The following is a 26959-nucleotide window of genomic DNA, read 5'->3' on the forward strand; positions in this document are numbered from 1 at the left end:
ATTTCGGCCTAAGCACCCCTAATACAGCCGCAGCGGAGCCCTCCATGACCGACCGTATCACCGAGCTGGAAGAGCAGCTCGCTTATCTCACCCGCGCCTATGATGATCTATCCGAGGTCGCCGCGCGTCAGGATCTGGATCTGGCGAAACTGTCGCGCCGGGTGCAGATGTTGATGGAACGCGAGGCCGAGCGCGAATTCGCGGCTGGTGGCTCTGTCCCATTGGCGGATCAAAAACCTCCACATTACTAAGCGTGATCACGAAAGCGTTAGATCCTTGACAGCGCGTTACGGCTTTGCCTGCGTCATTTTGTATGCAACGGTATACAAAATTATTCTGCAGTTCAGCCACGCTCGGAGGATCCTATGCCCATCCCCGCCCCGCCATCGATGAAAGCGCCCTATCACTGGCCCTCCGTCGCATTGACCTGCGCAATCGGGATGGTTGGTGCCTTCTTGGCGCGCGCCTTGCATCTGCCGCTGCCAATGTTGTTGGGATCGTTGATCGCGGTTGCGGGGATTTCGCTTACCCGGTGGAAACCGCTGGGCCACGCGATGCAGGTGCCGCTGAAATGGCGCGGTTTTGTCATTCCGGTCATCGGGGTTGCGATCGGAGCGAATTTCACACCCGAAATCGTGGATGCCGTGGCGCAATGGTGGCCATCCCTGCTTGTGCTGGCCCTTTTCATTCCCATCATCCATCTGCTTGGTTATGCGTCGGTCATGGCGACGGGGCGCACCGATAAGGTCACTGCCTTTTTCGGCACTGCGCCGGGCGGGTTGATCGAAAGCGTGCAAATGGGCGAAGAGCGCGGCGGCGATCCGGTCATTCTAACGATGATGCAGTTTCTGCGGTTGATTATCACAGTGGTGTCCGTTCCGATTTTCTTCACGGTGATGACCGGTCATGCCGTAGGCTCTGGCGGGGGGGTGACGTTGGACACCGTGCCGCTACGCTGGCAAGATTGGCCGATCCTGATTGTCGTGGGCGTTTTGGGTTGGATCTTGGGCCGGCGATTGAACCTGCCTGCCGGGATGATCACCGGCCCTATTGTGCTGTCGGGCATCGCGCATCTTTTGGGATTGGTGCAGGGCGCACCGCCTGCATATCTGGTGTCGGCCACGCAGCTGGTAATTGGCATCAGCCTTGGCACCCGGTTCAACGGCATGCCTTTGTCACGGATTGGCCTGGCGCTGCGGCTGTCAGGCGTGTCCACGGCGCTGTCGATCGGCACGGCCACTGCCTGCGCCTATGTGCTGGGCCCGCTGATTGACGAACCACGCGCGGCCGTGTTCTTGGCCTTTGCGCCCGGTGGCCTGATCGAGATGTCGCTGATCGCGCTCTCATTACAGATGTCGATTCTATATGTTACCGTGCATCATGCCATGCGTATCGTATGGACGGTGACAGTGGCGCGGCTGATAGGGGACCGGCTGAATTTAAAGTGATCATTCAAAGAGATCGTCTTGTGTACGATCTTGGATCTTTGAGCCGGGTCGCAGCGGATAGGTCGCACGCACCCTGTCACGCAGTTTTTGCGCCCGAACGGGGGGCAAACTGGGAGCCGACGCCACCATCGCATTGGCTCGTTCCTGTGCTTTGGCCAACATGTCGGGGATCAGATCGGCCTCTGGCAAGTTTTTCCAATATTTCTTCGGCATTTCCGATTGCATCGCGCGCACCTTCACCCGCGCCGGATTGAAGATAGAGCGGAAATACGTGCGCCACAGATCTTCAGTCGCATCTGCTGGCAGTTCGGGGCGGGCAGCGCCGGGTTCAAACCGCAGCCGGCCCTGAGTGAAATGCGCGCTTAGATCCGGGGTGAAAATCGCCCAATCCATATCGCCAAATCGATTGGCAAAGAATTGCGCCCCAGGTTCCAAGGTAAAATGCGAAGGTTCAAACCAGGCGGCAAAGCGGCGACGCGGCGACGCGGCCGTGTCGGTGGTAGTGGTGTCAATCTCGCGGAACCGGACAAAGGCTTTCATCTTATGCTGATCACGATTGACCTCTTTGGCCATCATATACAGCCGCGCAATCATCGGATGTGTGCGGTCACGCATAAGCACGGGGTTGGATTGCAGCGCCCATAGAACGCCATACAGCCGCGCAAACCGCTCTGGGTCGGCGTGCCAGATTGCGCGCTGCGCCAGTTCCAAAAACCCTTTGGGCACAGAAATCTGCCGCGCCGACCCGGTGACAAGCGGCGTGTCGGCAAACAGATCCACCGTGTCCTCCCCGCGCGACCACAACACGGACTGCGGCGGAACATTGGCCTGTGCCAGCTCTCGTGCGGCTTTGCGCCATGCGGTGAATGTGCCGACGGTGGGCAGAACAACCGTTACCATTAAAATAACGACAATTGCTGCGGCGCGGGGGCAAAACGCGCGCGAAGGTCCGCATCATCGGTCAGCCCGCGCGGCGACCAATCCAGTGTCACAATAAACGGTCGGGCGTTTTTCAAATTCGCTCCGATCTTTTGCAAATCACCATAGCGCAGGGCGTGATGTTTGCGTGTCGCCAAGATGCGCTGCACCGACCGCGTGCCAAATCCGGGAACACGCAGCAATATCTCACGGCTGGCGCGGTTCACATCCACCGGGAAGATATGCCGGTTTTGCAAAGCCCAGGCCAGTTTCGGATCAATCTCCAGATCCAGATTACCGCCCCGCGCGGACTGCGTGATTTCATGCGCATCAAACCCGTAAAACCGCATCAGCCAATCCGCCTGATACAGCCGATGCTCGCGCATCAATGGCGGCCGGATCAAGGGCAGCGCGACGGAGCTGTCGGGGATCGGTGAAAACGCCGAATAATACACCCGACGCAGTTTGAAGTTAGAATATAACCGGGTTGAACTTTGCAAGATTACCGCATCGTTGGCACCATCCGCGCCAACGATCATCTGTGTCGACTGCCCCGCCGGCGCAAATCGCGGTGCACGCCGCCCCGTGTGGCTTTTGTCTTTGCCCGCATCGCGCAGATTGCGCACATCGGCCATCGAACGTCGGATTTGCTGCGGTGATTTTTCTGGCGCATAGGCGGTTACGCCGGCATCCGTGGGCAATTCCACATTGATCGACAAGCGATCCGCAAACCGCCCGGCCTGCTCAACTAAAGTTGGATCGGCATCAGGAATGGTTTTCAGGTGAATATAGCCGCGAAATCCGTGATCGTGTCGCAGCATTTGTGCGATACGCACCATATCCCCCATCGTATCATCAGGAGAGCGGATGATCCCTGACGACAAAAACAGCCCTTCAATGTAGTTTCTGCGATAAAACTCCAGCGTCAGACTGACCACTTCTTCGGGGGTGAACCGCGCGCGCTCGACGTTTGAACTGACCCGGTTCACACAATATGCACAATCATAAATGCAAAAATTGGTCATCAAGATCTTCAACAGGCTGATGCAGCGCCCGTCGGGCGTGTAGGCATGGCAAATCCCCGACCCGGTGACCGACCCGATACCAGTCCCATCACGACTGTTTCGCTTTTGCCCCCCGCTGGACGCGCAGGAGGCATCATATTTCGCCGCATCCGAAAGGATGGCCAATTTCTGTTCAAGGTTTTTAACTGCCATTTGTTCATTTTATGTTCATGCTTTGATCATGGCAAGCATCGAAATACATGCCTGCCCCCAACCTGACGCAAAAATCTGTCAGGCCATGCCCACAGCCTGTGCCCTAAGCCTTAGGCATAAAATTATTGTTGCCGTTTTAGTGCCCAATTCTTGCCCTGCTTGTGAATGATTGAATAACTCGGCAACAAAGCCCGCCCGGCGCCGTGACGATGAAAGAGACACAATGACCGCCCATTTGGCCCATACATCCGCGCAGTTGCTTGAAGGCTGCACGACACAGCAACAGATGCGCGACATTGTCTTGGTCGCCGATCTGGACAATACCTTGCTGGCGACAGATATGCTGTATGAAAGCTTTTGGGCATCTTTCGCGAAGGATTGGCGCACACCACTGACGGCGGTCAAGGCCCTGCCGCTTGGGAAGCCTGCGCTAAAGCGCGCGATGCTGGAACGCGCTGATATTGACGTCACCACATTGCCTTATATCGACGACGTGCTGAACCTGTTGCGCGAATGGCGGGCCGCAGGTGGGCGCACTGCACTTGTCACCGCCTCCGACGCGCAGGTCGCGCAACGCATTGCCGACCATCTGCAGCTGTTTGATGAGGTCTTTGGCACCACCGCCGATCTGAACCTGAAAGGCACGCACAAAGCCGAGTTCTTGATCCAACGCTATGGTGACAAAGGGTTTGATTATATCGGGGATACCGATGTCGACCTGCATATATGGAAACACGCCAATCGCGCGCTCAGTGTCGGATCCGACAGCCGCCTGCGACGTGCCGTCTCGCGTCTGGATGTTCCAGCAGTGCATATGGCCCCGCGCGCCGAAGGCAATCTGCGCCCACATCTGAAAGCAATGCGCCCGCATCAATGGTTGAAGAACCTGTTGGTGTTCATTCCGATGCTGACAGCGCATGACATTGCCGTTTTGACATTCATGCAATCGCTAATGGCGTTTTTGTCCTTCTCGCTTGTCGCATCCAGCGTCTATGTACTGAACGATCTTCTGGATCTTGGGGCGGACCGCGCGCATCCACGCAAACGGCGCAGACCCTTTGCCTCCGGTGCGCTGCGCATTCAGGATGGCACCTGGATGGCCCCTGTATTGCTGTTAGTCGGGGCTTGCCTGGCCTGGCTGGTGTCTTGGACATTCCTTGGAACCATGGTGCTGTATTACATCGTCACAATGGCCTATTCGCTGATGCTTAAGCGGCAGCTGATCGTGGATATCTGCACCTTGGCCGTGCTGTATACCATGCGTATCGCCGCAGGGGCCGCAGCGACAGGCCTGCCCCTATCTGTCTGGCTTTTGGCGTTTTCAATCTTCTTCTTCTTCTCTCTTGCGGCAGTAAAGCGTCAAGCCGAGCTGGTGGATGGCAAGGCCTCGGGCAAATCCAAGGCGCATGGTCGAGGCTATATGATCGAGGACCTGCCGATCGTTACCAATATGGCCATCTCATCGGGGTTCGTTTCGGTGCTGGTGATGGCGTTATATGTAAATTCACCGCAGGTTACGGTGTTTTACAATCAACCAGCCGCATTATGGGGGATCTGCCTTGTGCTGCTGTATTGGCTAAGCCGGATGGTGATGATCACCCACCGTGGCAAGATGCATGATGACCCTGTCGTCTTTGCCGCGAAAGACCGTGTCAGCCAGATCTGCGCGTTGCTGATGCTGGCCCTAGGCGTCGCAGGCACCGTGTTATGAGCGCGCTGAACATTGGACTGCTTTATGCGCTGTTTGCAGTCGTAGCGACGGTGATCAACCTTGGTGCGCAACGGCTGGTGCTTAGTCAGGGCGATGGCGTTGTGATCTTTGCCGCGGCGGTTTTTCTGGGCACTGTGGCCGGGCTAGTGGCGAAATACCTGCTCGATAAACGTTGGATTTTTGCCGATACCGATACCGGGCTGGCCAATCATTCACGCAAATTCGGGCTATATAGCGCGATGGGTCTGGTGACCACGGCCATTTTCTGGGGCGCCGAAACCGCCTTTTGGCTGATTTTCAGCACAGAAACCATGCGTGAATTGGGCGCGGTTCTGGGCCTGAGCATCGGCTATATCGTGAAATATTTTCTGGACCGGCGGTTTGTATTTACCCCCGCGTCTGTGTAACCGATTTTCGGAGGATCGATGTCCAAAACCGTTCTTATTCTTGGAGCGCGCTCGCTCATGGCGCAATCCATTGCGCGCCGCTTTGCACAGGCAGGGTATGGCATACGATTGGCCGCACGCTGCCCTGATAGCCTGAGCGAAGTGCAATCCGAACTGGCCACTTTGTCGGGCCAGCCAGTCACGCTGCATGATTTCGATGTGCTGCAAACCGAGGGGTTCGAGGGGTTTCTGGATGGCCTGCCGCAGCTGCCCGATATCGCAATTTGTGCAGTGGGCACGATGAATGATCAGGGGGTGAATGAAACCGACCTAGTCGCCGCCACCCGCGATATTCGATCCAATTTTGAAGGCCCTGCCCTGATCTTGGGTCAGATTGCCACGCGGATGGCCCTGCGCGGATCGGGCACGATTGTCGGTATTTCCTCGGTGGCCGGGGACCGCGGGCGCGCGGCCAATTATGTCTATGGCGCTGCCAAGGCCGGATTTACAGCCTTTCTATCGGGGCTGCGCAACCGCCTGGCTCGCAAGGGCGTTCATGTGCTGACCGTCAAGCCCGGCTTCGTGGCCACCAAAATGACACAAGGCATGGACCTGCCGTCCAAGCTTACCGCGCAACCCGCTGAAGTGGGCGATGCCGTTTTCAACGCGGTCACCAAGGGCAAAGACATTCTTTACGTCCGCGCGAAATGGCGGCTGATCATGCTGATCATCTGTGCGATCCCCGAGGCGCTCTTCAAGAAACTGTCGTTGTGACAGATTAGATCTCTGTCACCGCCGACACGCCGTCCAGACTGCGAAGTGCCCCTTTGATCTGCGGATTGACAGGGAATTCGCGCTCTGTGCTCAGCTGATAGCGACAGTTTTTTTCGGCATCGAAAACCAAGAAACTGATCGGCCCGCGCGAACGAATATTCCCCTCATCTTCCAGCCGCTGCAACAATGACGCGACCGATGGGATGGCGTCAGCCGTGTCTATATGGATCAACAGGCCCGCGCTGCCTGCATCGGCCACCACCTGATCCATTGGCTGCACGGCCTGGGCCAACATCCGAACGGAATCACCCTCGGGCTCCACTTTGACCGTGACCACGACAAGGCTATCGGCTTCCAGGCAGGGGCGCGCAGCCTCCAACGTGTCCGAGAACATCGTTGCTTCATACGGGCCGGAGGGTTCCGAAAACAGCACAAAGGCAAAACGGTTGCCCTTGGCCGACATCTTTTCACGCACCGCATCAATTTTGCCGGCGATTTTCGTGACAAAGGGCGATCCCGCGCGCGCCTTCTCCATGATATCATCCAGCGTCAGCACTTTCTTGCGCCGCAGCGCAGGCAGGTAATCATCCAGCGGATGACCCGACAGGTAAAAGCCAATTGCCTTATGTTCCTCTGCCAGTCGTTCCCCGGGCAACCAATCATCGGTATCGGCCAGACGCGGCGGCGGCAGATCATCGCCCGCCTCACCAAAAAGCGACACCTGAGCCGAGGTCTTCGCCTCTATCACCGCAGCCGACCATGCCACCAATCGATCCAACGATTGAAACACACGTTTGCGGTTCGGGTTTAGCGCATCAAACGCCCCTGCACGCGCCAACATTTCAAGCGGGCGCTTGCCGATACGCTTCATATCAACACGCCGCGCAAAATCGAACAGGTCCACAAATGGTCTGTCGGCACGGGCCGTGACGATCATCTCCATCACCTCCATACCAACATTTTTCAACGCGCCCAGCGCATAGATCAATTCCTGATCCACCACATCAAACCCGGCCATCGACCGATTCACACAGGGGGCGACAATCTTCACGCCCAGGCCTTTTTTGACCTCATGCGCATAGATTGCCAGTTTCTCGGTCAGGTGAATATCGCAATTCATCACGCCGCCCATGAATTCCACTGGGTGATTGGCCTTTAGCCAAGCGGTGTAATAGCTGACGACGGCATAGGCCGCCGCGTGGGATTTGTTGAAGCCGTAATTGGCGAATTTCTCAAGCAGGTCAAAAACCTCAGAGGCTTTCTTCTTATCAACGCCGTTCTTGGCTGCCCCGGTTTCAAATTTGGGGCGTTCGGCATCCATCGCCTCTTTGATCTTTTTGCCCATTGCACGACGCAGCAAATCCGCCCCGCCCAGGGAATATCCCGCCATTTCCTGCGCGATCTGCATCACCTGTTCCTGATACACGATGATGCCCTGGGTCTCGGCCAGAATATGGTCGATCGTGGGATGCACGGATTCCAAGGGTTTGCGCCCGTGTTTGACCTCACAATAGCTTGGGATGTTTTCCATCGGGCCAGGACGATACAGCGCCACAAGGGCCACGATATCTTCGATACAGGTGGGTTTCATCTGCCGCAGCGCGGATTTCATCCCCTCCGATTCCACCTGAAACACCGCAACCGTCTTGGCGTCGGAATACAGATCATAGGTCTTTTTATCATCCAACGGGATCAGGTTGATCTGGTTCTCGCCGCCCGCTGCGGGCTCATACAGCCGCGTGCCCGCCGGATCGACATGCAGCGGACGCCCCGATTTGAAAATCAGGTTCATCGCGGATTGCACGACAGTCAGCGTCTTCAGACCCAGAAAGTCAAATTTGACAAGCCCGGCTTGTTCCACCCATTTCATATTGAACTGCGTGGCAGGCATGTCAGAGCGCGGATCTTGATACAATGGCACCAAAGCATCCAGCGGCCTGTCCCCGATCACCACGCCCGCCGCGTGAGTGGAGGCATTGCGCAACAGCCCTTCGACCTGCTGCGCATAGGTCAGCAGCCGATCCACAACAGGTTCATTACGCGCGGCTTCGCGCAGCCGTTCCTCCTGCGTCAGCGCCTGTACAATAGAGACAGGCTTGACCCCTTCCACGGGAATCAGCTTGGACAACTTATCAACCTGCCCAAAGGACATTTGCAGCACACGACCAATATCGCGCACCGCCGCCTTGGACAGCAACGCCCCGAAGGTAATGATTTGACCAACCTTTTCGCGGCCATATTTCTGCTGCACATATTTGATCACCTCTTCGCGGCGATCCATGCAGAAATCGATATCGAAATCAGGCATCGACACACGTTCGGGGTTCAAGAACCGCTCAAACAACAAAGAATAGCGCAGCGGATCAAGGTCCGTGATCGTCAACACATAGGCCACCAAAGACCCCGCGCCCGACCCACGCCCCGGCCCTACGGGAATGTCATGCGTCTTGGCCCATTTGATAAAATCCGCAACGATCAGGAAATAACCTGGGAAGCCCATCTGCTCAATGATATCCAGCTCGAACTTCAGGCGCGCTTCATATTCGGCGCGTGGTGCCACCGCCTCGATGACATCTAGGCGCGCATCCAAACCCGCCCAGGCCTGGCGGCGCAGCTCTTCGACCTCATCATCCGCAAATTTCGGCAAGATCGGATCGCGGCGATAGGTGCCAAAGGCACAACGCTTGGCGATTTCAATGGTGTTATCAATCGCCTCTGGCAAATCCGCGAACAGCGCGATCATCTCGGCTTCTGATTTAAAATAATGCTGCGGCGTCAAACGGCGCCGCGGATCGTTTTGGTCTACATATGCGCCTTCTGCGATACAGATCAGCGCATCATGGGCCTCATACATTTCGGATTTTGGAAAATAGACATCATTGGTCGCCACCAAGGGCAGGTCCATCGCATAGGCCATTTCGACAAAGCCGCGTTCAGTCGCCCGCTCGGCGGCCATCAGCTGCCCGCCGTCCCCAGGATGGCGCTGCAATTCGACATATAACCGATCAGGATAAATTTGCGCCAGACGGGTCATCAGCGCCTGCGCCCGATCTTGCTGGCCATTTTGCAAGAACTTGCCCACCGGCCCCTCGGCCCCGCCTGTCAAACATATCAGCCCCTCGCTGTGCGCGGCCAATTGGTCAGGCGTGACCTGCACCAGATCGCCATGTTTGCCGATATAAAGGCATGACGACAGTTTCATCAGGTTTTCATAACCTGCCTCATTTTGCGCCAAAAGCACGATCGGCGCGGGCAAACGCGGTTTTTCACCCGGGCGTGCAGGATCATAGGCCACCGCCACCTGACAGCCCATGATCGGCTGCAATCCCGCGCCCTGTGCCGTAACCGAAAACTCCAGCGCAGAGAACATTGCATTGCTATCGGTGACAGCCACGGCGGGCATTCCCGCATCCTCGCACATCTTAATAAGTTTTTTGACCGGCACCGCCCCTTCAAGAAGCGAATATTCGGTGTGAATGCGGAGGTGGATGAATCGCGTTTGGCTCATGCGCCATATAATAGGCGTGGCGGCTGTGACGCGGAAGGGGCGAAAACGGCATGGATGATCAACTCTGGCCTTGACGCACGCGCCATGCAACCGCAGCATGATCGAAAAAGGAGGGCTCCCGTGTCGCGCGATCTCTTGCTGGTTTGCCAACTGAAAGCGACGCCGCTTGCGTGTTATCGCTGCTGGACAGAAGCAGACCTGTTGAAAAAATTCTTTGCCCCTGCCCCGGGGCGCACGCTGGAGGCGGTGATCGAACCGCGCCCGGGCGGGCGATTTTTTACCAAAATGCTGTTTGATGTGCATGGAGAAATCGCAGATGAGGGCTGTATTCTACACGCCAGCCGCCCCACGCCAGACCGGCCAGGGCGATTGATTTTCACCGACAGCCTATCGGAAGGGTTCCGCCCCAAAGGTAGCGGTTTTTTCACCGCAGATATCCGCTTTACTGCCAAAGACGGTGGCTGCGAATACCGTGTTATTGCGCGACACAAAGATGACGCTACAGCGGATAACCACGCCAAGCTGGGCTTTCAAACGGGCTGGACCGCCGTTGCCAAGCAGCTTGAAGCACTTGCGCGGACTTTGGATGCCGTCCATGCCGCCTAAACGGTGGGTTACGGACGGCACCTGCCCAAAATCTAACCGTTTGGGCAATTTCAAAGCGAAAGTCGCGCGGTTTTATCTTGCCAAGGCTGCGCCAACCCGGTCTTCTTAGGCCAAGCATGGGGCCACGGCCCTGCGGCGTCCGTTGCTTTCCGCCACATCGGGCAATGGATTGCGCAAGACTAAGGTATCGTGGCGAAAGATCTTCGTATGGACATCTCGTTTCTTCTCAACGGAGAAACCCGCCGGGTCACTTTGACCGACCCGACGCAGACAGTGTTGGATTGGCTGCGCGAGGACGGGCTGACCGGAACGAAAGAGGGCTGCAATGAGGGCGATTGCGGTGCCTGCACTGTGATCGTCACAGAGGCGAGCGGTACGGTCAAACCGCTGAATGCGTGCATCTTGTTTATGGGCCAAATGGATGGGCGTGCCCTGCGCACCGTCGAAGGTATCGCCGCACCTGACGGCCAGTTGCATCCGGTGCAGCAGGCAATGGTTGACGAACATGGCAGCCAATGCGGATTTTGCACACCTGGTTTTGTGGCCTCGATGGCGGCGGGGCATCTGCTGGGCGCAACGGATTATGATGACCGTTTGGCGGGCAATCTGTGCCGCTGCACAGGCTATGCGCCGATCATTCGGGCCGCCAAGGCTGCTGCACAAAAGCCCGTGCCCGCCCATATGGATGACCGCGCCGCCCTGCCCGCGACCAGCGCTGCCCCCACGCCCATGCGCCCCACCGATCTGGATAAGTTTGCCGATTGGTATGCGCAAAACCCTGACGCGCAACTGATTGCCGGGGCCACAGATGTTGGTCTATGGGTCACCAAACAGATGCGCACGCTGGATCAGGTTGTGTTCTTGAACGGATTGCAGGCGCTGAGCAGAACCGAATTACGCGACGATGCGCTGCATATCGGGGCGGGGGTGACAATTGCCTCCCTGCGCGATGTGATCGCCCCTTATCATCCCAGCCTGTCGGAATTGCTGCGCCGCTTTGCCTCAGAGCAGATCCGGCAAGCTGCAACCATCGGCGGCAATATCGCCAATGGTTCGCCGATTGGCGATGGCGCGCCTGCGCTGATCGCTTTAGGCGCGCGTTTGACATTGCGCCACGGGGCGCAGCGCCGCGTGATCGCGCTGGAAGATTTCTTTCACGCCTATGGCAAGCAAGACCGCAACCCGGGGGAGTTCGTAGAGACGCTTAGCGTGCCGATCCATGCACCGGGCCTGCGCTGCTATAAGCTTTCGAAACGGTTTGATCAGGACATCTCTGCGCTGTGCGGATGTTTCAACTTTGACGTTCAGGCGGGGCAGATACGCTCTGCTCGGGTCGCGTTTGGCGGGATGGCAGGCATTCCTGCCCGTGCCCGAGGGTTTGAAGCTGCGCTGACCGGACAGCCCCTGACAGCAAAGACGATCCTCGCCGCCCTGCCGGCCCTGGCGCAGGATTACACACCGCTTGACGATATGCGTGCCTCTGCCGCCTATCGCACCAAGGCCGCGCAGGGCCTGGCGCGACGCTATATCGCAGATCTATTGGGGCAACCTGTTTCCGTGTTGGAGATCCAACCATGAGCATCGGAAAACCCCTGCCACACGAGTCCGCGCGGTTGCATGTGACCGGACAGGCGCGATATGTCGATGACCTACCCGAGCCAAAGGGCTGCCTGCATCTGGCCTTTGGCCTGTCCAGCGAGGCTCATGCCCAAATTAAGCATCTGGATCTGGAACCGGTGCGTGCCTGCCCCGATGTGGTCGCCGTGCTGACATATGCTGATATCCCCGGCCATAACGACGCCTCGTGCAATCCGACATTTGTGGAACCCGTCCTGGCCGAAGGGACGGTGCATTACGTCGGCCATCCGATTTTCCTGGTTGTGGCACGGTCCCATCAAGCGGCGCGGCGCGCCGCAAGGGCCGCAAACGTGACCTATGATACCTTGCCCGCCGTGCTTACTGTGGAGCAGGCGCTGGCAGCGGACAGTCATCACCAAGGTGGCCCGGTGATCTGGGAAAATGGTGACTCGCAGGCCGCACTGGCACAGGCCACGCATGTGGCCGAGGGTGAGATTGAGATCGGCGGGCAAGAACATTTTTATCTGGAAGGTCAGGCCGCTATGGCCGAGCCGCAAGATCAGGGGATGATCATCCGCTGCTCCAGCCAGCATCCTAGCGAGATCCAGCATAAGGTGGCAGAGGCTTTGGGCCTGCATATGCATGACATCCGCGTTGAGATGCGCCGGATGGGCGGTGGGTTTGGTGGGAAAGAAAGCCAGGGCAACCATTTGGCCATTGCCTGTGCGGTGGCCGCCCGCCTAACTGGCCGGGCGTGCAAGATGCGCTATGATCGTGATGATGACATGGTGATCACAGGTAAGCGCCATGATTTCAAGATCCTTTACCGGATCGGGGCGGATGCAGATGGGCGGGTATTGGGGGCTCAATTCACCCATTTGGCACGCTGCGGCTGGGCCTTGGATCTATCGCCCCCCGTTTGTGATCGGGCGATGTTGCATGCCGATAGTGCGTATTTGTTCCCCACAATGCGAATCCAAAGCCACCGGCTACGGACCAATACTGTGTCCAACACCGCCTATCGTGGGTTTGGGGGGCCGCAAGGGATGTTGGGATGTGAAGCGGCGATGGAGCATCTGGCCTTTGTAATGGGGCTGGACCCGCTGGAGCTGCGTAAGCGCAATTTCTATGCGGATATGATGCCAGAGGGGGCGTCTGCCCCCGATGACGGCGAAGCCGTCCTCTCCCCCGAGGATATTTCGGGCAAGATGAAAGCAGCCCCTCAGGCGACGCATTATGGGCAGCCGGTTGAAGATTTCATCTTGAACGGCTTGGTCGCGCGCCTTGAAACGCGTGCAGATGTTGTCGCGCGCCGGGCTGCGGTAGCGGCGTGGAACGCATCACATGATGTTGTGAAGCGCGGTATCGCCATATCGCCAGTGAAATTCGGGATTTCCTTCACGCTGTCCCATTTGAATCAGGCAGGTGCTTTGGTTCATATTTATCAAGATGGCACTGTGCAGATCAATCACGGTGGCACCGAAATGGGGCAGGGTTTGCATTTGAAATGCTGTCAGGTGGCGGCCTCGGTTTTTGGGCTGGCTGCGCGAGACATCAGGATCACGGCAACGGACACGTCCAAGGTTCCCAATACTTCTGCCACGGCTGCATCTTCGGGCGCGGATCTGAACGGGATGGCCGTGAAGGCCGCCTGTGACACTTTACGCGACCGTATTTCCGGCCATATTGCGACGCTGGCCAATTGTGCGGTGTCGGAGGTGGTCTTTGTGGGCGGCTCAGTCCACGCTGGCAGCAGCAGATGGACCTTTGCCGAGGCCGCATTGCTGGCCTATCAGGCGCGGATCAGCCTGTCAGCAACTGGATTTTATGCCACGCCGAAAATCGCGTGGGATACAGCGGTGGGGCGGGGGCGACCGTTCTTTTACTTTGCCTATGGCGCGGCAGTCACGGAGGTGGCGATTGACACGCTGACCGGGGAAAACCGGATTTTGCGCACCGATATCTTGCATGATGCCGGCACATCGCTGAATCCGGCGATTGATATCGGGCAAATCGAGGGTGGCTATGTTCAAGGTGCCGGCTGGCTGACGACCGAAGAATTGGTGTGGGATACAGACGGGGTTCTGCGCACACATGCGCCATCAACCTATAAGATCCCTGCCTGTTCAGACCGTCCGGCAGTATTTAATGTGACGCTTTGGGATCAACCAAACCGGGAAGACACGATCTATCGATCAAAGGCCGTTGGGGAGCCGCCGTTCATGCTGGCGATTTCCGCCTTTTTGGCGCTGCAAAATGCCTGTGCCGCCTGTGGTCCAGGCTATCCTGCACTGCGTGCGCCGGCCACGCCGGAGGCGATTTTAGCAGCCGTAAGCCGAGCATGTGGGGCCAATGCATGAGTTTAGGCGACAAGATTTCAGGCCCTAGCGAAGCGATGGTTCCATACACCCGCGTAATTGTGGCTGATAGCCGTGGCTCTGCCCCGCGCGAAATTGGCGCCGAGATGCTGGTCTGGCCGGATCGTATCGAGGGCACAATCGGCGGCGGGCAGCTGGAATATGAGGCGATTTCGACCGCCCGGCGGATCTCTAGGGCCCAGGTGCAGCGCATCCCTCTGGGTCCGGCGATGGGGCAATGCTGCGGTGGATCCGTAACATTGGCCTTTGTCCCCCCGACTGCGCAGAGCAGCATAAGTGCGGGCTATCAGCTGACCGCGCTATGCGATGGGCCAATGCCCTTGTCGGTCCACCGTGCTTTGGCGCGCGCGCGCGACCGTGGGGATACCCCTGCGCGCCTGCTGGATGGCTGGTTGATTGAGCCCAAGGTCACGCCGCATCTGCCGATTTGGGTGTGGGGCGCGGGCCATGTCGGACGTGCACTGGTTCAGGTGCTGGCCCCACTGCCAGGGATCGCGGTGACATGGGCCGATACCGGGTCAGAGCGGTTCCCCCCTCGGATGCCTGACAACGTGCGACCTGTCACGGCGCATCACCTGCCCGATCTGGTGTCGCTGGCGCCCAAACACGCCCAGCATTTCGTTTTAACCTATTCGCATGCGCTGGATCTGGAGCTGTGCCACAGGATGCTATGTCACGGGTTTGGGCGGCTGGGTTTGATTGGCTCGGCCACCAAACGCGCACGATTTCGCAAAAAGCTTGCCGTATTGGGCCATTGCGATACGCAAATCGACCAGATCGACTGCCCAATTGGTGATCCGACGTTTGGGAAGCATCCTCAGGCCATTGCGGTTTCCATCACAGCCGCGTTACTGACACGGATGTCTTGCACAGGTGCGCCCGATCACGCATCAGCTACCGTAACACAAGGAGGCGCATTGTGAGCCATATGTTGCTACGTCTTGACGGGCTGACCAAATCCTATCCCGGCGTCTTGGCCAATGATGCGGTGTCTTTGCAGATTGCTCCGGGTGAGATTCACGCGCTGTTGGGCGAAAACGGCGCTGGAAAATCAACGCTGGTGAAGATGATCTACGGGTTGGTCAAACCTGACAGCGGCACCATGATGCTGAATGCCGCGGCCTATACACCAGCAGAGCCGCGCGCCGCGCGCAGTGCAGGCGTTGCGATGGTGTTTCAACATTTCTCGTTGTTTGAGGCACTTAGCGTGGCCGAAAACGTCGCCCTTGGGATGGAGAGCCCGCCGCAGCTGGGGCAATTGGCCCGGCGCATCCGCGAGATTTCCACCCAATACGGCCTGCCTTTGGACCCGGCCCGCCGGGTGGGCGATTTATCAGCGGGCGAGCGCCAGCGCGTAGAAATCGTGCGCTGCCTTTTGCAAGATCCGAAATTGCTGATCATGGATGAACCTACCAGCGTTTTAACCCCGCAAGAGGTGCAGATTTTGTTCCGCACGCTCAATCAACTGTCCCACGAAGGCACAGCAATCTTATATATCAGCCATAAGCTGGAAGAGATCCGCACGCTTTGCGATCGTGCCACGGTGCTGCGTGGAGGCAAGGTTGTGGGCCATGCCGATCCGCGCGCGAAAACTGCCAAAGAACTGGCTGAACTGATGGTCGGTGCCGAGCTGAAAGTGACCGACCGCGCGGGCCGTGTGTTGGGCGAGCCATTGCTGCGGGTGACCGATCTGGATCTACCAGCGATCACGCAATTTGGCCCCTCGTTGAAATCGGTGCATCTGACCCTGCGCAAGGGTGAGGTTCTGGGAATTGGCGGTGTGGCGGGCAACGGCCAAGAAGAACTGCTGGCCGCGCTGTCAGGCGAACGGCTGAGCCCGCCGGGAACCGTTATGCTGCGCGATCAGGATCTGTCGCGCCTTGGGCCCAATCCGCGCCGTAAACATGGAATTCTGGCCGCGCCAGAAGAACGGTTGGGCCATGCCGCAGCCCCGGCAATGAGCCTGACCTATAATGCCATTTTGACAGGAACAGTGCGCAAACCACTAACCCGAAACGGATTTGTCAACTTTGCAGCTGCACGCCGTTTTGCCCAAGATATCATTGCGCAATTTGATGTGCGCACGCCCGGCCCCGATGTGGCCGCCCGCGCCCTGTCGGGGGGGAACCTGCAAAAATATGTCATCGGCCGCGAAGTGCTGCAATCGCCTGATGTGCTGGTGGTCAATCAGCCGACCTGGGGGGTTGATGCCGCTGCAGCCACGGCGATCCGCCAGGCGCTGCTGGATCTGGCGGCGGAAGGTGCGGCGGTTATCGTTATCAGCCAGGATCTGGATGAGCTGATGGAAATTTCCGACAATTTCGCAGCACTAAATGAAGGGCGGCTGTCTGCGCCGCGCTCCACCGCCGATCTGACGATGGAGCAAATCGGCCTGATGTTGGGCGGTGCCCAAGATATGGATCCGCCCGCGCCCCAAACCGAAGCCGCCTTGCAGTGAGTGTTGCAATGATTACCCTTGTGAAACGCCCTCAGCCCTCGCAATTTTGGTCATGGGCCACGCCGATCCTTGCGGTGATCGCCACTATGATCGCTGGCGGATTGCTGTTTGCCGCCTTGGGGAAAGACCCGATAGAGGCAATCAAAGCGATTTTCTGGGATCCGATCCTAGGGCAGAACGCCGGTTATTTCCGCAGTCAGCTTCTGGTGAAGGCCGGACCGTTGATCCTGATTGCCTGCGGATTGGCGATCGGGTTTCGCGCCGGCATCTGGAATATCGGCGCCGAGGGGCAGTATATCATCGGCGCGATATGCGGTGCATGGCTGGCGCTGCGGGTATATCCGGCAGAAAGCGCGTGGTTATTCCCGGCGATGATCGCATTGGGCGCTTTGGGTGGATTGCTGTGGGCCCTGATCCCCGCAGTATTGAAGGTCACTTTGGGTGTGTCCGAGATCTTGGTCTCGTTGATGCTTGTCTATGTGGCGGAGAACCTGCTTGCCTATGTGGCCTTTGGGCCGCTGCGCAATCCCGATGGCTTTGGTATGCCCGGATCGCGCAATTTGCAGCAATATGACGCCGCCCATAATCCAGAATTGATCGCAGGGACCGGAATGCATTGGGGGGTGGTTGCGGCGCTGATCGCTGTCATCTTCACCTATATTTTGCTGCATCGCCATATCGCAGGGTTTCGTATCCGTGTCGCCGGGGAAGCCCCGCGTGCCGCCTTGTTTGCCGGCGTTGTGCCCACGCGGCTTGTGGTGATCTGCCTTGGCCTGTCAGGGGCCTTGGCCGGCGTCGCCGGGTTATTTGAGGTCGCCGGGCCTTCGGGACAAATCACCGACAGTTTCAATGCAGGCTATGGGTTCACCGCGATCATCGTGGCGTTTTTGGGCCGTTTGCATCCGGTGGGGATCTTGTTGGCCGGGCTGTTGATGGCGCTGACTTATATTGGCGGCGATGTCGCGCAGCTGCGGCTGCAACTGCCCCCGGCCGCGATCCAATGCTTTCAAGGCATGCTGCTGTTCTTTCTGCTGGGTTTTGATGTCTTGACCAATTACCGCGTCAAATTCGCAGGAGCCGCCTGATGCTGCCATCTTTGCATCTGCCGGTGATTGCATTGGCCGGGATATTGGCCGGATTGGGCCTGTATTACGCAGGCAGCGCCATCGGAATGCTGGCGATTTACCTGCCCGCCGCTATCGCATTGCTACTGGTATGGGAGATCAGCCGCGTGATCTTGCGCTGGGTGCCGCGTCTTCTACCGCGGGCGGATCGCGCAGCCATGCGCGACCCGGCCACACCGGCAGAACAACCGCTTCAGCAAAGACGCATAGGCCGCAGCGAAATTACAATATTTGGCGCGATGTTACTTTGCGGATTAGGACTGGCCTATCTGATCCTCGGGCCGATCACCGGTCCGCTTCGCCCGCCCTCCCCCACCCCTTTGTCGGAGACCGCATTATGATTGGTGGAATTGATCTGACCACGTTGGCCGCGATGCTGATGGTGGCCTCGACCCCGGTGCTGCTGGCCGCGATCGGAGAGCTGATTGCAGAGCGCGCAGGCGTGCTCAACCTTGGGGTTGAAGGGATGATGATCTGTGGTGCGGTTGGCGGGTTTGCCATTGCGGTCATGACCGGCAGCCCAGTGTTAGGGTTCATCGGTGGTGCCGTCTCTGGCGCGGCGCTGGCCTTGCTGTTCGCCGTGTTGACGCAGGTGTTTTTGTCCAATCAGGTCGCAACCGGTCTGGCATTGACGTTGTTTGGACTGGGCCTGTCAGCGCTGCTTGGCAAAGGGTTTGAAGGCGTGCGCCCCCCGGCGACTGCGAAACTGGACCTTGGTCCGTTAAGTGACATTCCTGTGCTGGGTCCGGTGCTGTTTTCGCATGATTGGGTTGTATATCTGTCACTCGTGCTGGTCGTGCTGGTCTGGGGATTTTTGAAATATACGCGTGCCGGCCTGATCTTACGCGCGGTGGGTGAAAGCCATGATGCGGCCCATGCGTTGGGATATCGGGTAATTGCTGTCCGCTTTGGCGCGCTGACCTTTGGCGGTGCCTGTGCGGGTTTGGGCGGCGCCTATCTCAGCCTTGTGCGCGTCCCGCAATGGACCGAGGGCATGACCGCCGGCGTCGGCTGGATCGCGCTGGCCATCGTGGTTTTTGCCAGTTGGAAGCCCCAGCGCGTTCTGGTTGGGGCCTATCTGTTTGGTGGCATCACGGCCTTGCAATTGCAGTTGCAGGCGGCAGGCTATGCGATCCCGGTGCATCTGCTGTCGATGGCGCCTTATATCATCACGATCCTCGCGCTGGTCGTGCTGTCTGCTGTGCATGGCCGCAACGCGCAGGCCGGACCAGCGGCGTTAGGAAAATCTTTCCACGCCTCAAGTTGAAGTGCATTATCTCAGGGCGCAATCTTTAAGACGCTCGCTATCCAAGGGGAACACCCATGAAACGTAGATCCTTTCTGACAACCTCGGCCGCTGCGACTGTGCTCGCCACGGCAGGCCTTCCAGCTTTGGCCCAAGACGGCCCGCTGAAAATCGGCTTTATCTATGTTGGCCCGGTTGGCGACATGGGCTGGTCCTATCAGCACGAACAAGGCCGCCGTGCGATCGTCGAAAAATTCGGCGATCAGGTTGAGACAAAATTCATCGAATCCGTTCCAGAAGGCCCGGATGCCGAACGCGCGCTGACCTCGCTGGCGCTGGAAGGCAACACGATGATTTTCGCGACCTCATTTGGCTATATGGACCCAGTGATGAATGTCGCGGCAAAATTCCCAAATGTGATGTTTGAACATGCCACGGGCTACAAGCGCGCCGATAACGTTGCGACCTATGATGCGAAATTCTTCCAAGGCCGCGCGATTCAGGGCACGATTGCAGGGCGCATGACCAAATCGAACAAAATCGGGTATATTGGCTCATTCCCGATTCCAGAGGTGGTTCAGGGCATCAACGCCGCTTACATCCATGCGAAAAAGGTCAACCCGGATGTCGAAATGTCCGTGGTTTGGGCCTATAGCTGGTTTGACCCAGCCAAAGAGGCAGACGCCGCCGCAGCCCTGATCGCCGATGGCGTTGACGTGCTGATGCAACACACCGATTCCACCGCGCCACAGGCGAAAGCACAAGAGGCCGGTAACGTTATCACGTTTGGGCAGGCCTCGGATATGTCGGGCTTTGCACCGATGCCGCGCGTGACCTCCACCATCGACAACTGGGCGCCCTATTATATTGAACGCGTGCAGGCGATGCTGGACGGGACATGGTCCTCCACCGCGACATGGGGTGGCATCGACACAGGCATGGTCGAAATCGGTGAGATGACCGATGCGCTGCCAAGCGAAGTGATTGAAGAAGCCACCGCAATGAAAGACGCGATTGCCGCAGGTGAATATCACCCGTTCACCGGCCCGCTGAAAAAGCAAGATGGCACCGTGTGGCTGGCAGATGGCGAAGTGGCCGATGATGCCGCGCTGGCATCGATGGACTTCTATCTAGAAGGGATCACGGCAGAATTGCCGAAATAATCCGGTGTGATATCACCTGTCAAAGCCGGGCCTAGCGCCCGGCTTTTTCGTGGTGCCACGTGCATTGGCGATCAGATAAGCTTGCGTAATTTTCAGGCTTTCAGCAGAAAATATTTGCATCTTATAACACCAACGTGATGGGGCGTTTGGGCAATGCCCAAGGAACCACAGCGCATGGCAAGGGGTTTCTCCGGCAACGGCAGGTCAAAAGACCGCCACAATGGGAGAGATTTATGCGCAATCTTAGAAATTCTACCGCGTTGGCGTTGGGCCTGGCGGCATTGGCCCCGACCCTGACCACCGCCCAGACCGCAGCACAAGTGGAAACCGGTGCCCGCGCTCAGGGGGGCGAGCAGGTTTCATTGGCCGATTGCATTGCCGCCGCCCGTGCCACGGGCCAAGAAGAGGCCGACGCCGCCGCGCAATGCCAGGCAGACCTAACCGATGCAATGCCCGATGCGGCGATGCCTGCGCAGGGTAATGTTGCTGCAAGCTCTGACGCGGCACAGGCCCAAAGCGGGGCTGACGTGCAGATGGAGACTGGGCAAACGCCGCCTGTTGCGGATGCAAAAACGCAAACCCCACCCGCGCCTGAGGCCTCGCCAGAGAGCGTGGCAGATGGAGCGCCTGCAGATGCAGACCCCGCGCCTGTCGCCCAGATGAGCGATGCGCAGGCCGCAGCCGCAGCGATTGCCGCACAGGCCGAATCCACCGAAACACCGCAAGCCGCCGCGGCACCCGAAGCCGCACCAGCACAAGATGAAGCGTCTAAGGACCCTGTCGGTGCTGCGGCCGAAACTGCGGCTGACGGCGCTGCGATCACGGACCCAACAGTTGCAGCAGAAGCAGACGCTGCGACTGACACGCAAGCCCCCGCCGCCGCAGGCATGACCGCTGACACGGATGCCCGTAAAGCAGCCGGTGCAAACACCACCGACACGCAATCAGCCCAAGCGGACCAAACCGCACCTGCACAGGGCGCCCGTGCAGATCAGACCGGTGCGGACCAAACCGCAGACGCACCTGCCAGCTCGTCCCAAGCTGACGCCACGCAACAAGCCGCAGCCGAACCCCAAGCCCCGACACCGGAGCAAGAGGCCGCACAAGAACGTCTGCAACAGGCGCTTGAAGCAGATGCCGATATCGAAGCCGGTGGCGCTGTTGAAAACGCCGCCCTCGCCGATAATGCGCAAGCCGACATGGAAAATGCGACCGAAGAGGTCGTGACCGAAGACACAGCGCGCAGCTCGGCTGAGGATTTCCAGAACGGTGTCTCCCAAGCCGCGGCGCCACAGGCGCAAGCTCAGGCTCAGGCTCAGGCCAAAGACAAGGATGATGGTCTGTCTGACGCAGCAAAAATTGCCATTGCCGGTCTGGGTGCGCTGGCAGTTGGCGCGGTGCTCAATAATGGCAGTTCGGTTGCGGTAAACTCGGGTGACCGTGTCGTGGTGCAGCAGCCCGACGGCACTTACCGTGTGATCAAGGATGACGGCGCACTCTTGCGTCAGCCCGGCTCCACCGTGCGCACGCAAACCTATGATGATGGGTCAAGCCGCACGGTATCGACCCGTGCCGATGGCGCACAGATTGTCACCGTATATGACAACCAGAAGCGTATTGTGAAACGCACCCGGATTGAGGAAAACGGCGATCAATATATCTTGGTCGACGATTCCCAGACCTATGAGCCGGTGGTTGTGGATGACCTACCGCGCGCGGACGTGAATGCGACGCAGACTTCAACCAATGAGGATGCGCTGCGCGCCGCGCTGGCACGTCAAGCCGACACCAACCGCAGTTTCTCGTTGGCACAGGTGCGGCAGATCTCACAGGTCCGGGCCTTGGCCCCGGCAGTGTCTGTTGAAACGGTAACGTTCAACAGTGGTTCGGCGGCAATCTTGCCCGCACAGGCGGAGGAGCTGGCCAGCCTGGGCGGAGCGATCCGTGAGCGGATCACACAAAATCCAAGGGAGCTGTTCTTGGTCGAAGGTCACACAGATGCGGTCGGCAATGCCGCCTATAATCTGGCCCTGTCAGATCGGCGCGCAGAATCGCTTGCTCTGGCTTTGACCGAGTATTTCAACGTCCCGGCTGAAAACCTAGTGGTTCAAGGCTATGGCGAGGAATATTTAAAAATTGCCACCCAATCAGCAGAGGAACAAAACCGCCGCGCGACTGTGCGCCGCATCACCGATCTATTGCAGGTCGCAAACGCGAATTGATCTGCAGATCCTTGATTGTGCTCATGGCGCCCCATTCGTGGGGCGCCATTCTCATGTGCTCGCTTTGGCATATTTTGGGTTTGATTGACGGATCCATCGGGTAGCACGCCAAGGTTTTGCGCAACATGACAGGGGCTTCTTGGCATCCGTCAACCGCATGGTGGCGCAGATGCCGGGGTGCCACGCGTCCAACCACTGTCCCGTCTTTTGTTTCGCCGCAGCCCCGCCGTTTTGGGCAGGAAACCGCTCAATCGCTCGCGGCGCGACGATGCGCATGCTTGGCAATGCCGGCGGATCGCTGCTACTCACCATTGGGTATTAACCTAACGGAAACCATTCGGATCCCGCCCTATGATTCAACCGCCCTCCTCTGATCCCGCCTGTGGCCCGCGTCGCTACGGGCGTCGTCATATGCTAGCACTGCTGGGTGCCAGCCTTGGCCTGAGCGCCTGCGGAGACCGTGCCCGGATGGCGTCAAAAACGCCAAGCGCAAAACTGCCATTATACCCGAATGAAACGGCGCAGCTGCGCAAGCTGATCAACCGCTATGCGGACCAGTATCAGGTACCGCGAACTTTGGTCCACCGCGTGGTGCAACGCGAAAGCGATTACCGCCCTAAGGCACGCAATGGCCCCTACTATGGGTTGATGCAAATCTTGCCGCAAACAGCGCGTGGCATGGGGTTTCAAGGCGAGGCGCATGAGCTTCTGGATGCAGAGGAGAACCTCCGCTGGGCGGTGAAATACCTGCGCGGTGCTTGGATGTGTGCAGATGGTTCGGAAGAGGCCGCCGTGGGCTGGTATGCCCGTGGTTATTATTACGAAGCCAAACGCAGGGGCATCTTGACTGAAACCGGGTTGCGCACCTAGGCCCAGATGGCCCCACCCCACACGCACGCCCCGTCGATGGCCGCATCAGCGGCCTTCGACTGCGCCGGGGTGGGGTCAATCCCCAACCCGGCGCGTGCCACCGGCTAGAACAGAATGGCAGTTCAATCGCGGGCGCGCAAAATACCCGCCGGCCGTTGTGACAAGGGGCGCAGGGCGAATATCAGCCCCGCAGCCAACACCGCGATCACCCCGCCCAGAACGATCACCACCGCTGGTATCAGCGCGAAGTGGAACTGCGCCCCCATGACCCATTCCACCACCGCATAGCCTGCCAAACCACCGAAGATGATTGCCACCACGCCGGCCGCCGCGCCCATCAAAGCCGCACGCAGCGCAAAGCTCAGCAAGATGGTACGCCGCGTCGCACCCAAGGTCTTCAGTAAAGCAGCCTCCCATGCGCGCGCGCCTTCGCCAGCCGCAGCAGCACCGATCAACACGACAAACCCTGTGATCAACGTCACCCCTGCAGCCAAAGATGTGGCGCGCGCAATCGTCGCCAAAGCCTCGGACATGCGATCCACCGCATCGCGCACACCGATTGCGGTGATATTTGGGAACTCCTCGCCAAGGGCGCGCAGGATATCGGCTTCGGCCTGTGGCGGGGCATAGACGGTCGCCAAATGCGTGTGCGGCGCCCCCTGCAGCGCGGTCGGGTTAAAGGTGATCACAAAGCCGATCCCGCCCGTCGCGAAATCCACATCCCGAAATGAGGTAATCGGCGCTTCGATATCACGGCCAAGTATATTGACCGTCAGCCGATCGCCCAGTTTCAGTCCGATCTCTTTGGCCTCTTCTGCCGCGAAACTGATCTGTGGATCGCCGCTGTAGTCTTGTCGCCAAAACGTGCCTTCGGTGATGCGTTCGCGTGGCGTGGCAGCATAGGTGACACCGCGATCACCACGCAACACCCAGTGATCTGGCCGACCCTCTCGCGCAGGGGCGCCGTTGATCTGTGTCACCACGCCGCGCATCATCGGCGTGGTTTCAATCTTGCGTACCCCCTCGATGGCCTGCATCCGCGCCATGAATGGGTCCAGCTGATCTGGTTGGATATCAATGACGAAAAACGCCGGCGCTTCGGCGGGCAGATCTTCGGCGATGGCACGGCGCAGCCCGTTATCCACCTGCCCCACTGCCGCCAGAACAGACAGGCCCAACCCCAGTGATAAGATCACGGCCACGGCCTCGGATCGTGGGCCACCAATGGCGGCAAGCGCCGTGTGCACAACAGGATACCCCCGCACCCGTCCCGCGCCCCAACGTGCCAAACCCTTCAGCCCGGTCGCTGCCGCCAAAAGGACGACAAGCGCCAGCACAATGCCGCCCAATGTACCAAACGTCAGCAACCACAGCCCCGAAAACGCCCCGGCAGAGACAACCAAAATCAGCACCAGCCCCGCAATCAGGGCCATCGCGGCCTTCCCCGGCACACCCCTCTTGCGCCGATCGGTATCGCGGTACAGCCGTGCCGCACGCTGCCCCGACATCCGCGCAATTGGCCAAAGCGCAAAGATTGCGGCCACCAGCGCACCATAAAGCGCTGCTTCAAACAGGGGGATGGGGCGCAGCCCGATTTGCACCGGGATCGGCAGACTGGCTTCGATCAGCCCGGACAGGCCCAAAACCACGGCCACCGCCAATGCCAATCCTGCAACAATGCCCGCAATGCCCAGCACCAGGATCTGCCACAAAAACACCCAGCGGATCGTCGCGCTTTCGGCCCCCATTGCGCGCAATGTCGCAATAGTTTCTGCCTTGCGCGCGATCCAGGCGTTGACCGTAGCCGAGATCCCAACCCCACCAACCGCCAATCCGGCAAGCCCAACCAGCACAAGAAAGGACCCCAGACGATTGACGAAGCGGTCCGCGCCAGGTGAGGCGCGGCGCAAATCGCTCCATCGCATGCCCTTGCCGTCAAAGAAGGCGCGCGCCTCGGTGCGCAGCGCATCCAGATCGGTGCCAGGCGCGACCTGCGCGCGATATTCTGTTTCAAATAACGCACCGGGCGCCAGCAGGCGCGTGCCCTCAATCTGCGCCAATCCCACCATAGAGGGCGGGCCAAGCCCGATCCCTCCGCCGGTTTCATCAGGTTCGCGGATCAACCGGGCGCGGAAAGCAAAGTCCAATCCCCCAAGGTTGACCCGGTCACCAATGCGCAGATTCAGCCGATCAGCCAGGGCCGGGGCCAGAAAAATCCCCGGCATATCGTCAACGACGTCCAGCGCCTGCATGCCTACCGGTGGATCCAGCTGCACCGCGCCCAACAAAGGGTGAGCCCCATCCACAGCTTTCACCTGTGTCAGCATCCGGCCCGCGTTTGCGCCACTGCCGCCCAACATGGAGCGGAATTCAACAATCTCGGATACGGCGGTAGAGCGGCTGGTGATCCAATCGCGTTCTTCTGGCGTGGCCCGGCGATAGGTCAGTTCATATTCCACATCCCCGCCCAGCAGGATCGCACCTTGATCCGACAGAGCGCCGCGAATGGCGCCGCGCACCAATCCCACCGCGGCAATCGCCGCAACCCCCAGCATCAAGCATAAAAGAAAGACACGAAACCCTTTAACGCCGCCGCGCAGCTCCCGCCGGGCGATCCGCCAAGACAGGCTCATGCGGTGGCCTCCACCGATGTTGCCGCCAGATCCAGCTGCCCATCGCGCAGGCGGATAACCCGATCACACCGCTGTGCCAATTCGCGCGCATGGGTCACAAGCACCAGCGTCGCGCCATGCCGGTCTTGCAGCCCAAACAGCAAATCCATGATGGCCGCTCCGGTGGTTTCGTCCAGGTTTCCGGTGGGTTCATCGGCCAATAAAATCGCAGGGCGTGGGGCCACAGCCCGCGCCAGGGCCACGCGCTGTTGTTCCCCGCCCGACATTTCTGCAGGGTAATGGCCCATACGATGGCCAAGCCCAACAGCATCTAACTCCGCACGCGCACGTTCAAACGCATCTGATACGCCTGCGATTTCCATCGGCAGCGCGACGTTTTCCACGGCGCTCATTGTTGGGACAAGGTGGAAACTTTGAAACACGATCCCCATATTACCACGACGGAACCTCGCCAAAGCATCTTCGGACATGGCGGAAAGATCCTGACCCAATGCCGTAATCGCCCCGCCCGTTGCCTGTTCCAACCCGCCCATAAGCATCAACAATGACGATTTTCCAGACCCCGACGGACCCGTCAGCCCCACGCTTTCGCCGCGTTTGACCTGAAGTGTCACACGGCGCAAAATCTCAACCGGACCGGCATTGCCGTCCAATGTCAATTCTGCGTCCTGCAAGGAAAGAACCGTATCCGCCATGTTGCCCCACTTTTCCAGCCATCG

Annotated in this window: 21 protein-coding genes; 16 read left to right on the forward strand and 5 right to left on the reverse strand. The window is 58.9% G+C overall.

The annotated features are described in order from the left end of the window. The first annotated feature begins 44 nt into the window (after positions 1-44). The gene (locus BFP70_RS03140) at positions 45-251 is read left to right on the forward strand and encodes a SlyX family protein (protein WP_066009920.1); all 207 of its coding nucleotides are present in this window, start codon (positions 45-47) and stop codon (positions 249-251) included. A gap of 114 nt (positions 252-365) precedes the next feature. After that, positions 366-1448: an AbrB family transcriptional regulator gene (locus BFP70_RS03145; protein ID WP_066009921.1), complete on the forward strand. Its 1083-nt coding sequence runs from the start codon at positions 366-368 to the stop codon at positions 1446-1448. On the opposite strand, the gene BFP70_RS03150 is transcribed toward BFP70_RS03145, so the two are convergent. After that, positions 1449-2348, reverse strand: a complete 900-nt coding sequence (locus tag BFP70_RS03150; RefSeq protein WP_066009922.1) for a TIGR03915 family putative DNA repair protein — start codon at positions 2346-2348, stop codon at positions 1449-1451. It lies immediately after the preceding gene. Further along, a complete protein-coding gene (locus tag BFP70_RS03155) occupies positions 2348-3583 on the reverse strand; it encodes a putative DNA modification/repair radical SAM protein (RefSeq protein ID WP_066009923.1) in 1236 nt (411 codons plus the stop codon). Before BFP70_RS03155 ends, BFP70_RS03150 begins: the two co-directional genes overlap by 1 nt. A 223-nt stretch (positions 3584-3806) precedes the next feature. On the opposite strand from BFP70_RS03155, the gene BFP70_RS03160 reads away from it, so the two are divergent. Genes BFP70_RS03160 through BFP70_RS03170 form a run of 3 tightly spaced genes read left to right on the forward strand, consistent with a single transcriptional unit; the run spans position 3807 to position 6454 of the window. Next, positions 3807-5294 carry a UbiA family prenyltransferase gene (locus BFP70_RS03160; RefSeq protein WP_255356578.1) on the forward strand — a complete coding sequence of 496 codons (1488 nt, stop codon included), beginning with the start codon at positions 3807-3809 and terminating at the stop codon, positions 5292-5294. After that, positions 5291-5701, forward strand: coding sequence for a GtrA family protein (locus tag BFP70_RS03165; RefSeq protein WP_066009924.1), 411 nt, complete (start codon positions 5291-5293; stop codon positions 5699-5701). Before BFP70_RS03160 ends, BFP70_RS03165 begins: the two co-directional genes overlap by 4 nt. Positions 5702-5719: 18 nt before the next feature. Further along, positions 5720-6454 (forward strand): SDR family oxidoreductase, encoded by a 735-nt coding sequence (locus tag BFP70_RS03170; RefSeq protein ID WP_066009925.1) that lies wholly within the window; start codon positions 5720-5722, stop codon positions 6452-6454. A gap of 4 nt (positions 6455-6458) precedes the next feature. Here BFP70_RS03170 and dnaE read toward each other — a convergent pair whose 3' ends face one another. Continuing rightward, positions 6459-9962 (reverse strand): DNA polymerase III subunit alpha, encoded by a 3504-nt coding sequence (gene dnaE, locus BFP70_RS03175; protein ID WP_066009926.1) that lies wholly within the window; start codon positions 9960-9962, stop codon positions 6459-6461. 120 nt (positions 9963-10082) lie between these two features. Here dnaE and BFP70_RS03180 point away from each other — a divergent pair, with 120 nt between their 5' ends. The 11 genes from BFP70_RS03180 (at position 10083) to BFP70_RS03230 (ending at position 23607) form a co-directional block, all read left to right on the forward strand. Continuing rightward, a complete protein-coding gene (locus tag BFP70_RS03180) occupies positions 10083-10568 on the forward strand; it encodes an SRPBCC domain-containing protein (protein ID WP_176715480.1) in 486 nt (161 codons plus the stop codon). A gap of 207 nt (positions 10569-10775) precedes the next feature. Continuing rightward, positions 10776-12146 (forward strand): xanthine dehydrogenase small subunit, encoded by a 1371-nt coding sequence (xdhA, locus tag BFP70_RS03185; protein WP_066009927.1) that lies wholly within the window; start codon positions 10776-10778, stop codon positions 12144-12146. Continuing rightward, positions 12143-14506 carry a xanthine dehydrogenase molybdopterin binding subunit gene (gene xdhB, locus BFP70_RS03190; protein WP_066009928.1) on the forward strand — a complete coding sequence of 788 codons (2364 nt, stop codon included), beginning with the start codon at positions 12143-12145 and terminating at the stop codon, positions 14504-14506. Before xdhA ends, xdhB begins: the two co-directional genes overlap by 4 nt. After that, positions 14503-15447 carry a xanthine dehydrogenase accessory protein XdhC gene (xdhC, locus tag BFP70_RS03195; protein ID WP_066009929.1) on the forward strand — a complete coding sequence of 315 codons (945 nt, stop codon included), beginning with the start codon at positions 14503-14505 and terminating at the stop codon, positions 15445-15447. The genes xdhB and xdhC overlap by 4 nt, the downstream gene beginning before the upstream one ends. 5 nt (positions 15448-15452) lie before the next feature. Next, a complete protein-coding gene (locus tag BFP70_RS03200; protein WP_066010099.1) occupies positions 15453-16982 on the forward strand; it encodes an ABC transporter ATP-binding protein in 1530 nt (509 codons plus the stop codon). 8 nt (positions 16983-16990) lie between these two features. Next, positions 16991-18067, forward strand: a complete 1077-nt coding sequence (locus BFP70_RS03205) for an ABC transporter permease (RefSeq protein WP_066009930.1) — start codon at positions 16991-16993, stop codon at positions 18065-18067. After that, positions 18067-18447, forward strand: a complete 381-nt coding sequence (locus tag BFP70_RS03210) for a hypothetical protein (RefSeq protein WP_066009931.1) — start codon at positions 18067-18069, stop codon at positions 18445-18447. The genes BFP70_RS03205 and BFP70_RS03210 overlap by 1 nt, the downstream gene beginning before the upstream one ends. Further along, positions 18444-19373 (forward strand): ABC transporter permease, encoded by a 930-nt coding sequence (locus BFP70_RS03215; RefSeq protein WP_066009932.1) that lies wholly within the window; start codon positions 18444-18446, stop codon positions 19371-19373. Before BFP70_RS03210 ends, BFP70_RS03215 begins: the two co-directional genes overlap by 4 nt. Before the next feature lie 56 nt (positions 19374-19429). Beyond that, positions 19430-20515, forward strand: a complete 1086-nt coding sequence (locus BFP70_RS03220) for a BMP family ABC transporter substrate-binding protein (RefSeq protein WP_066009933.1) — start codon at positions 19430-19432, stop codon at positions 20513-20515. Positions 20516-20748: 233 nt separating this feature from the next. Further along, on the forward strand, positions 20749-22737 hold the full coding sequence (locus BFP70_RS03225) for an OmpA family protein (protein ID WP_066009934.1): 1989 nt from the start codon (positions 20749-20751) through the stop codon (positions 22735-22737). Positions 22738-23088: 351 nt separating this feature from the next. After that, positions 23089-23607 (forward strand): lytic transglycosylase domain-containing protein, encoded by a 519-nt coding sequence (locus BFP70_RS03230; protein ID WP_255356580.1) that lies wholly within the window; start codon positions 23089-23091, stop codon positions 23605-23607. Between the two features lie 122 nt (positions 23608-23729). Here the strand turns inward: BFP70_RS03230 and BFP70_RS03235 are convergent, their stop codons facing one another. Next, positions 23730-26240, reverse strand: a complete 2511-nt coding sequence (locus tag BFP70_RS03235) for an ABC transporter permease (RefSeq protein WP_066009935.1) — start codon at positions 26238-26240, stop codon at positions 23730-23732. Beyond that, positions 26237-26935 (reverse strand): ABC transporter ATP-binding protein, encoded by a 699-nt coding sequence (locus BFP70_RS03240; protein ID WP_066009936.1) that lies wholly within the window; start codon positions 26933-26935, stop codon positions 26237-26239. Before BFP70_RS03240 ends, BFP70_RS03235 begins: the two co-directional genes overlap by 4 nt. Positions 26936-26959 lie beyond the last annotated feature (24 nt).

Source organism: Thioclava sp. SK-1, assembly GCF_001705665.1.
Taxonomy (GTDB): domain Bacteria; phylum Pseudomonadota; class Alphaproteobacteria; order Rhodobacterales; family Rhodobacteraceae; genus Thioclava.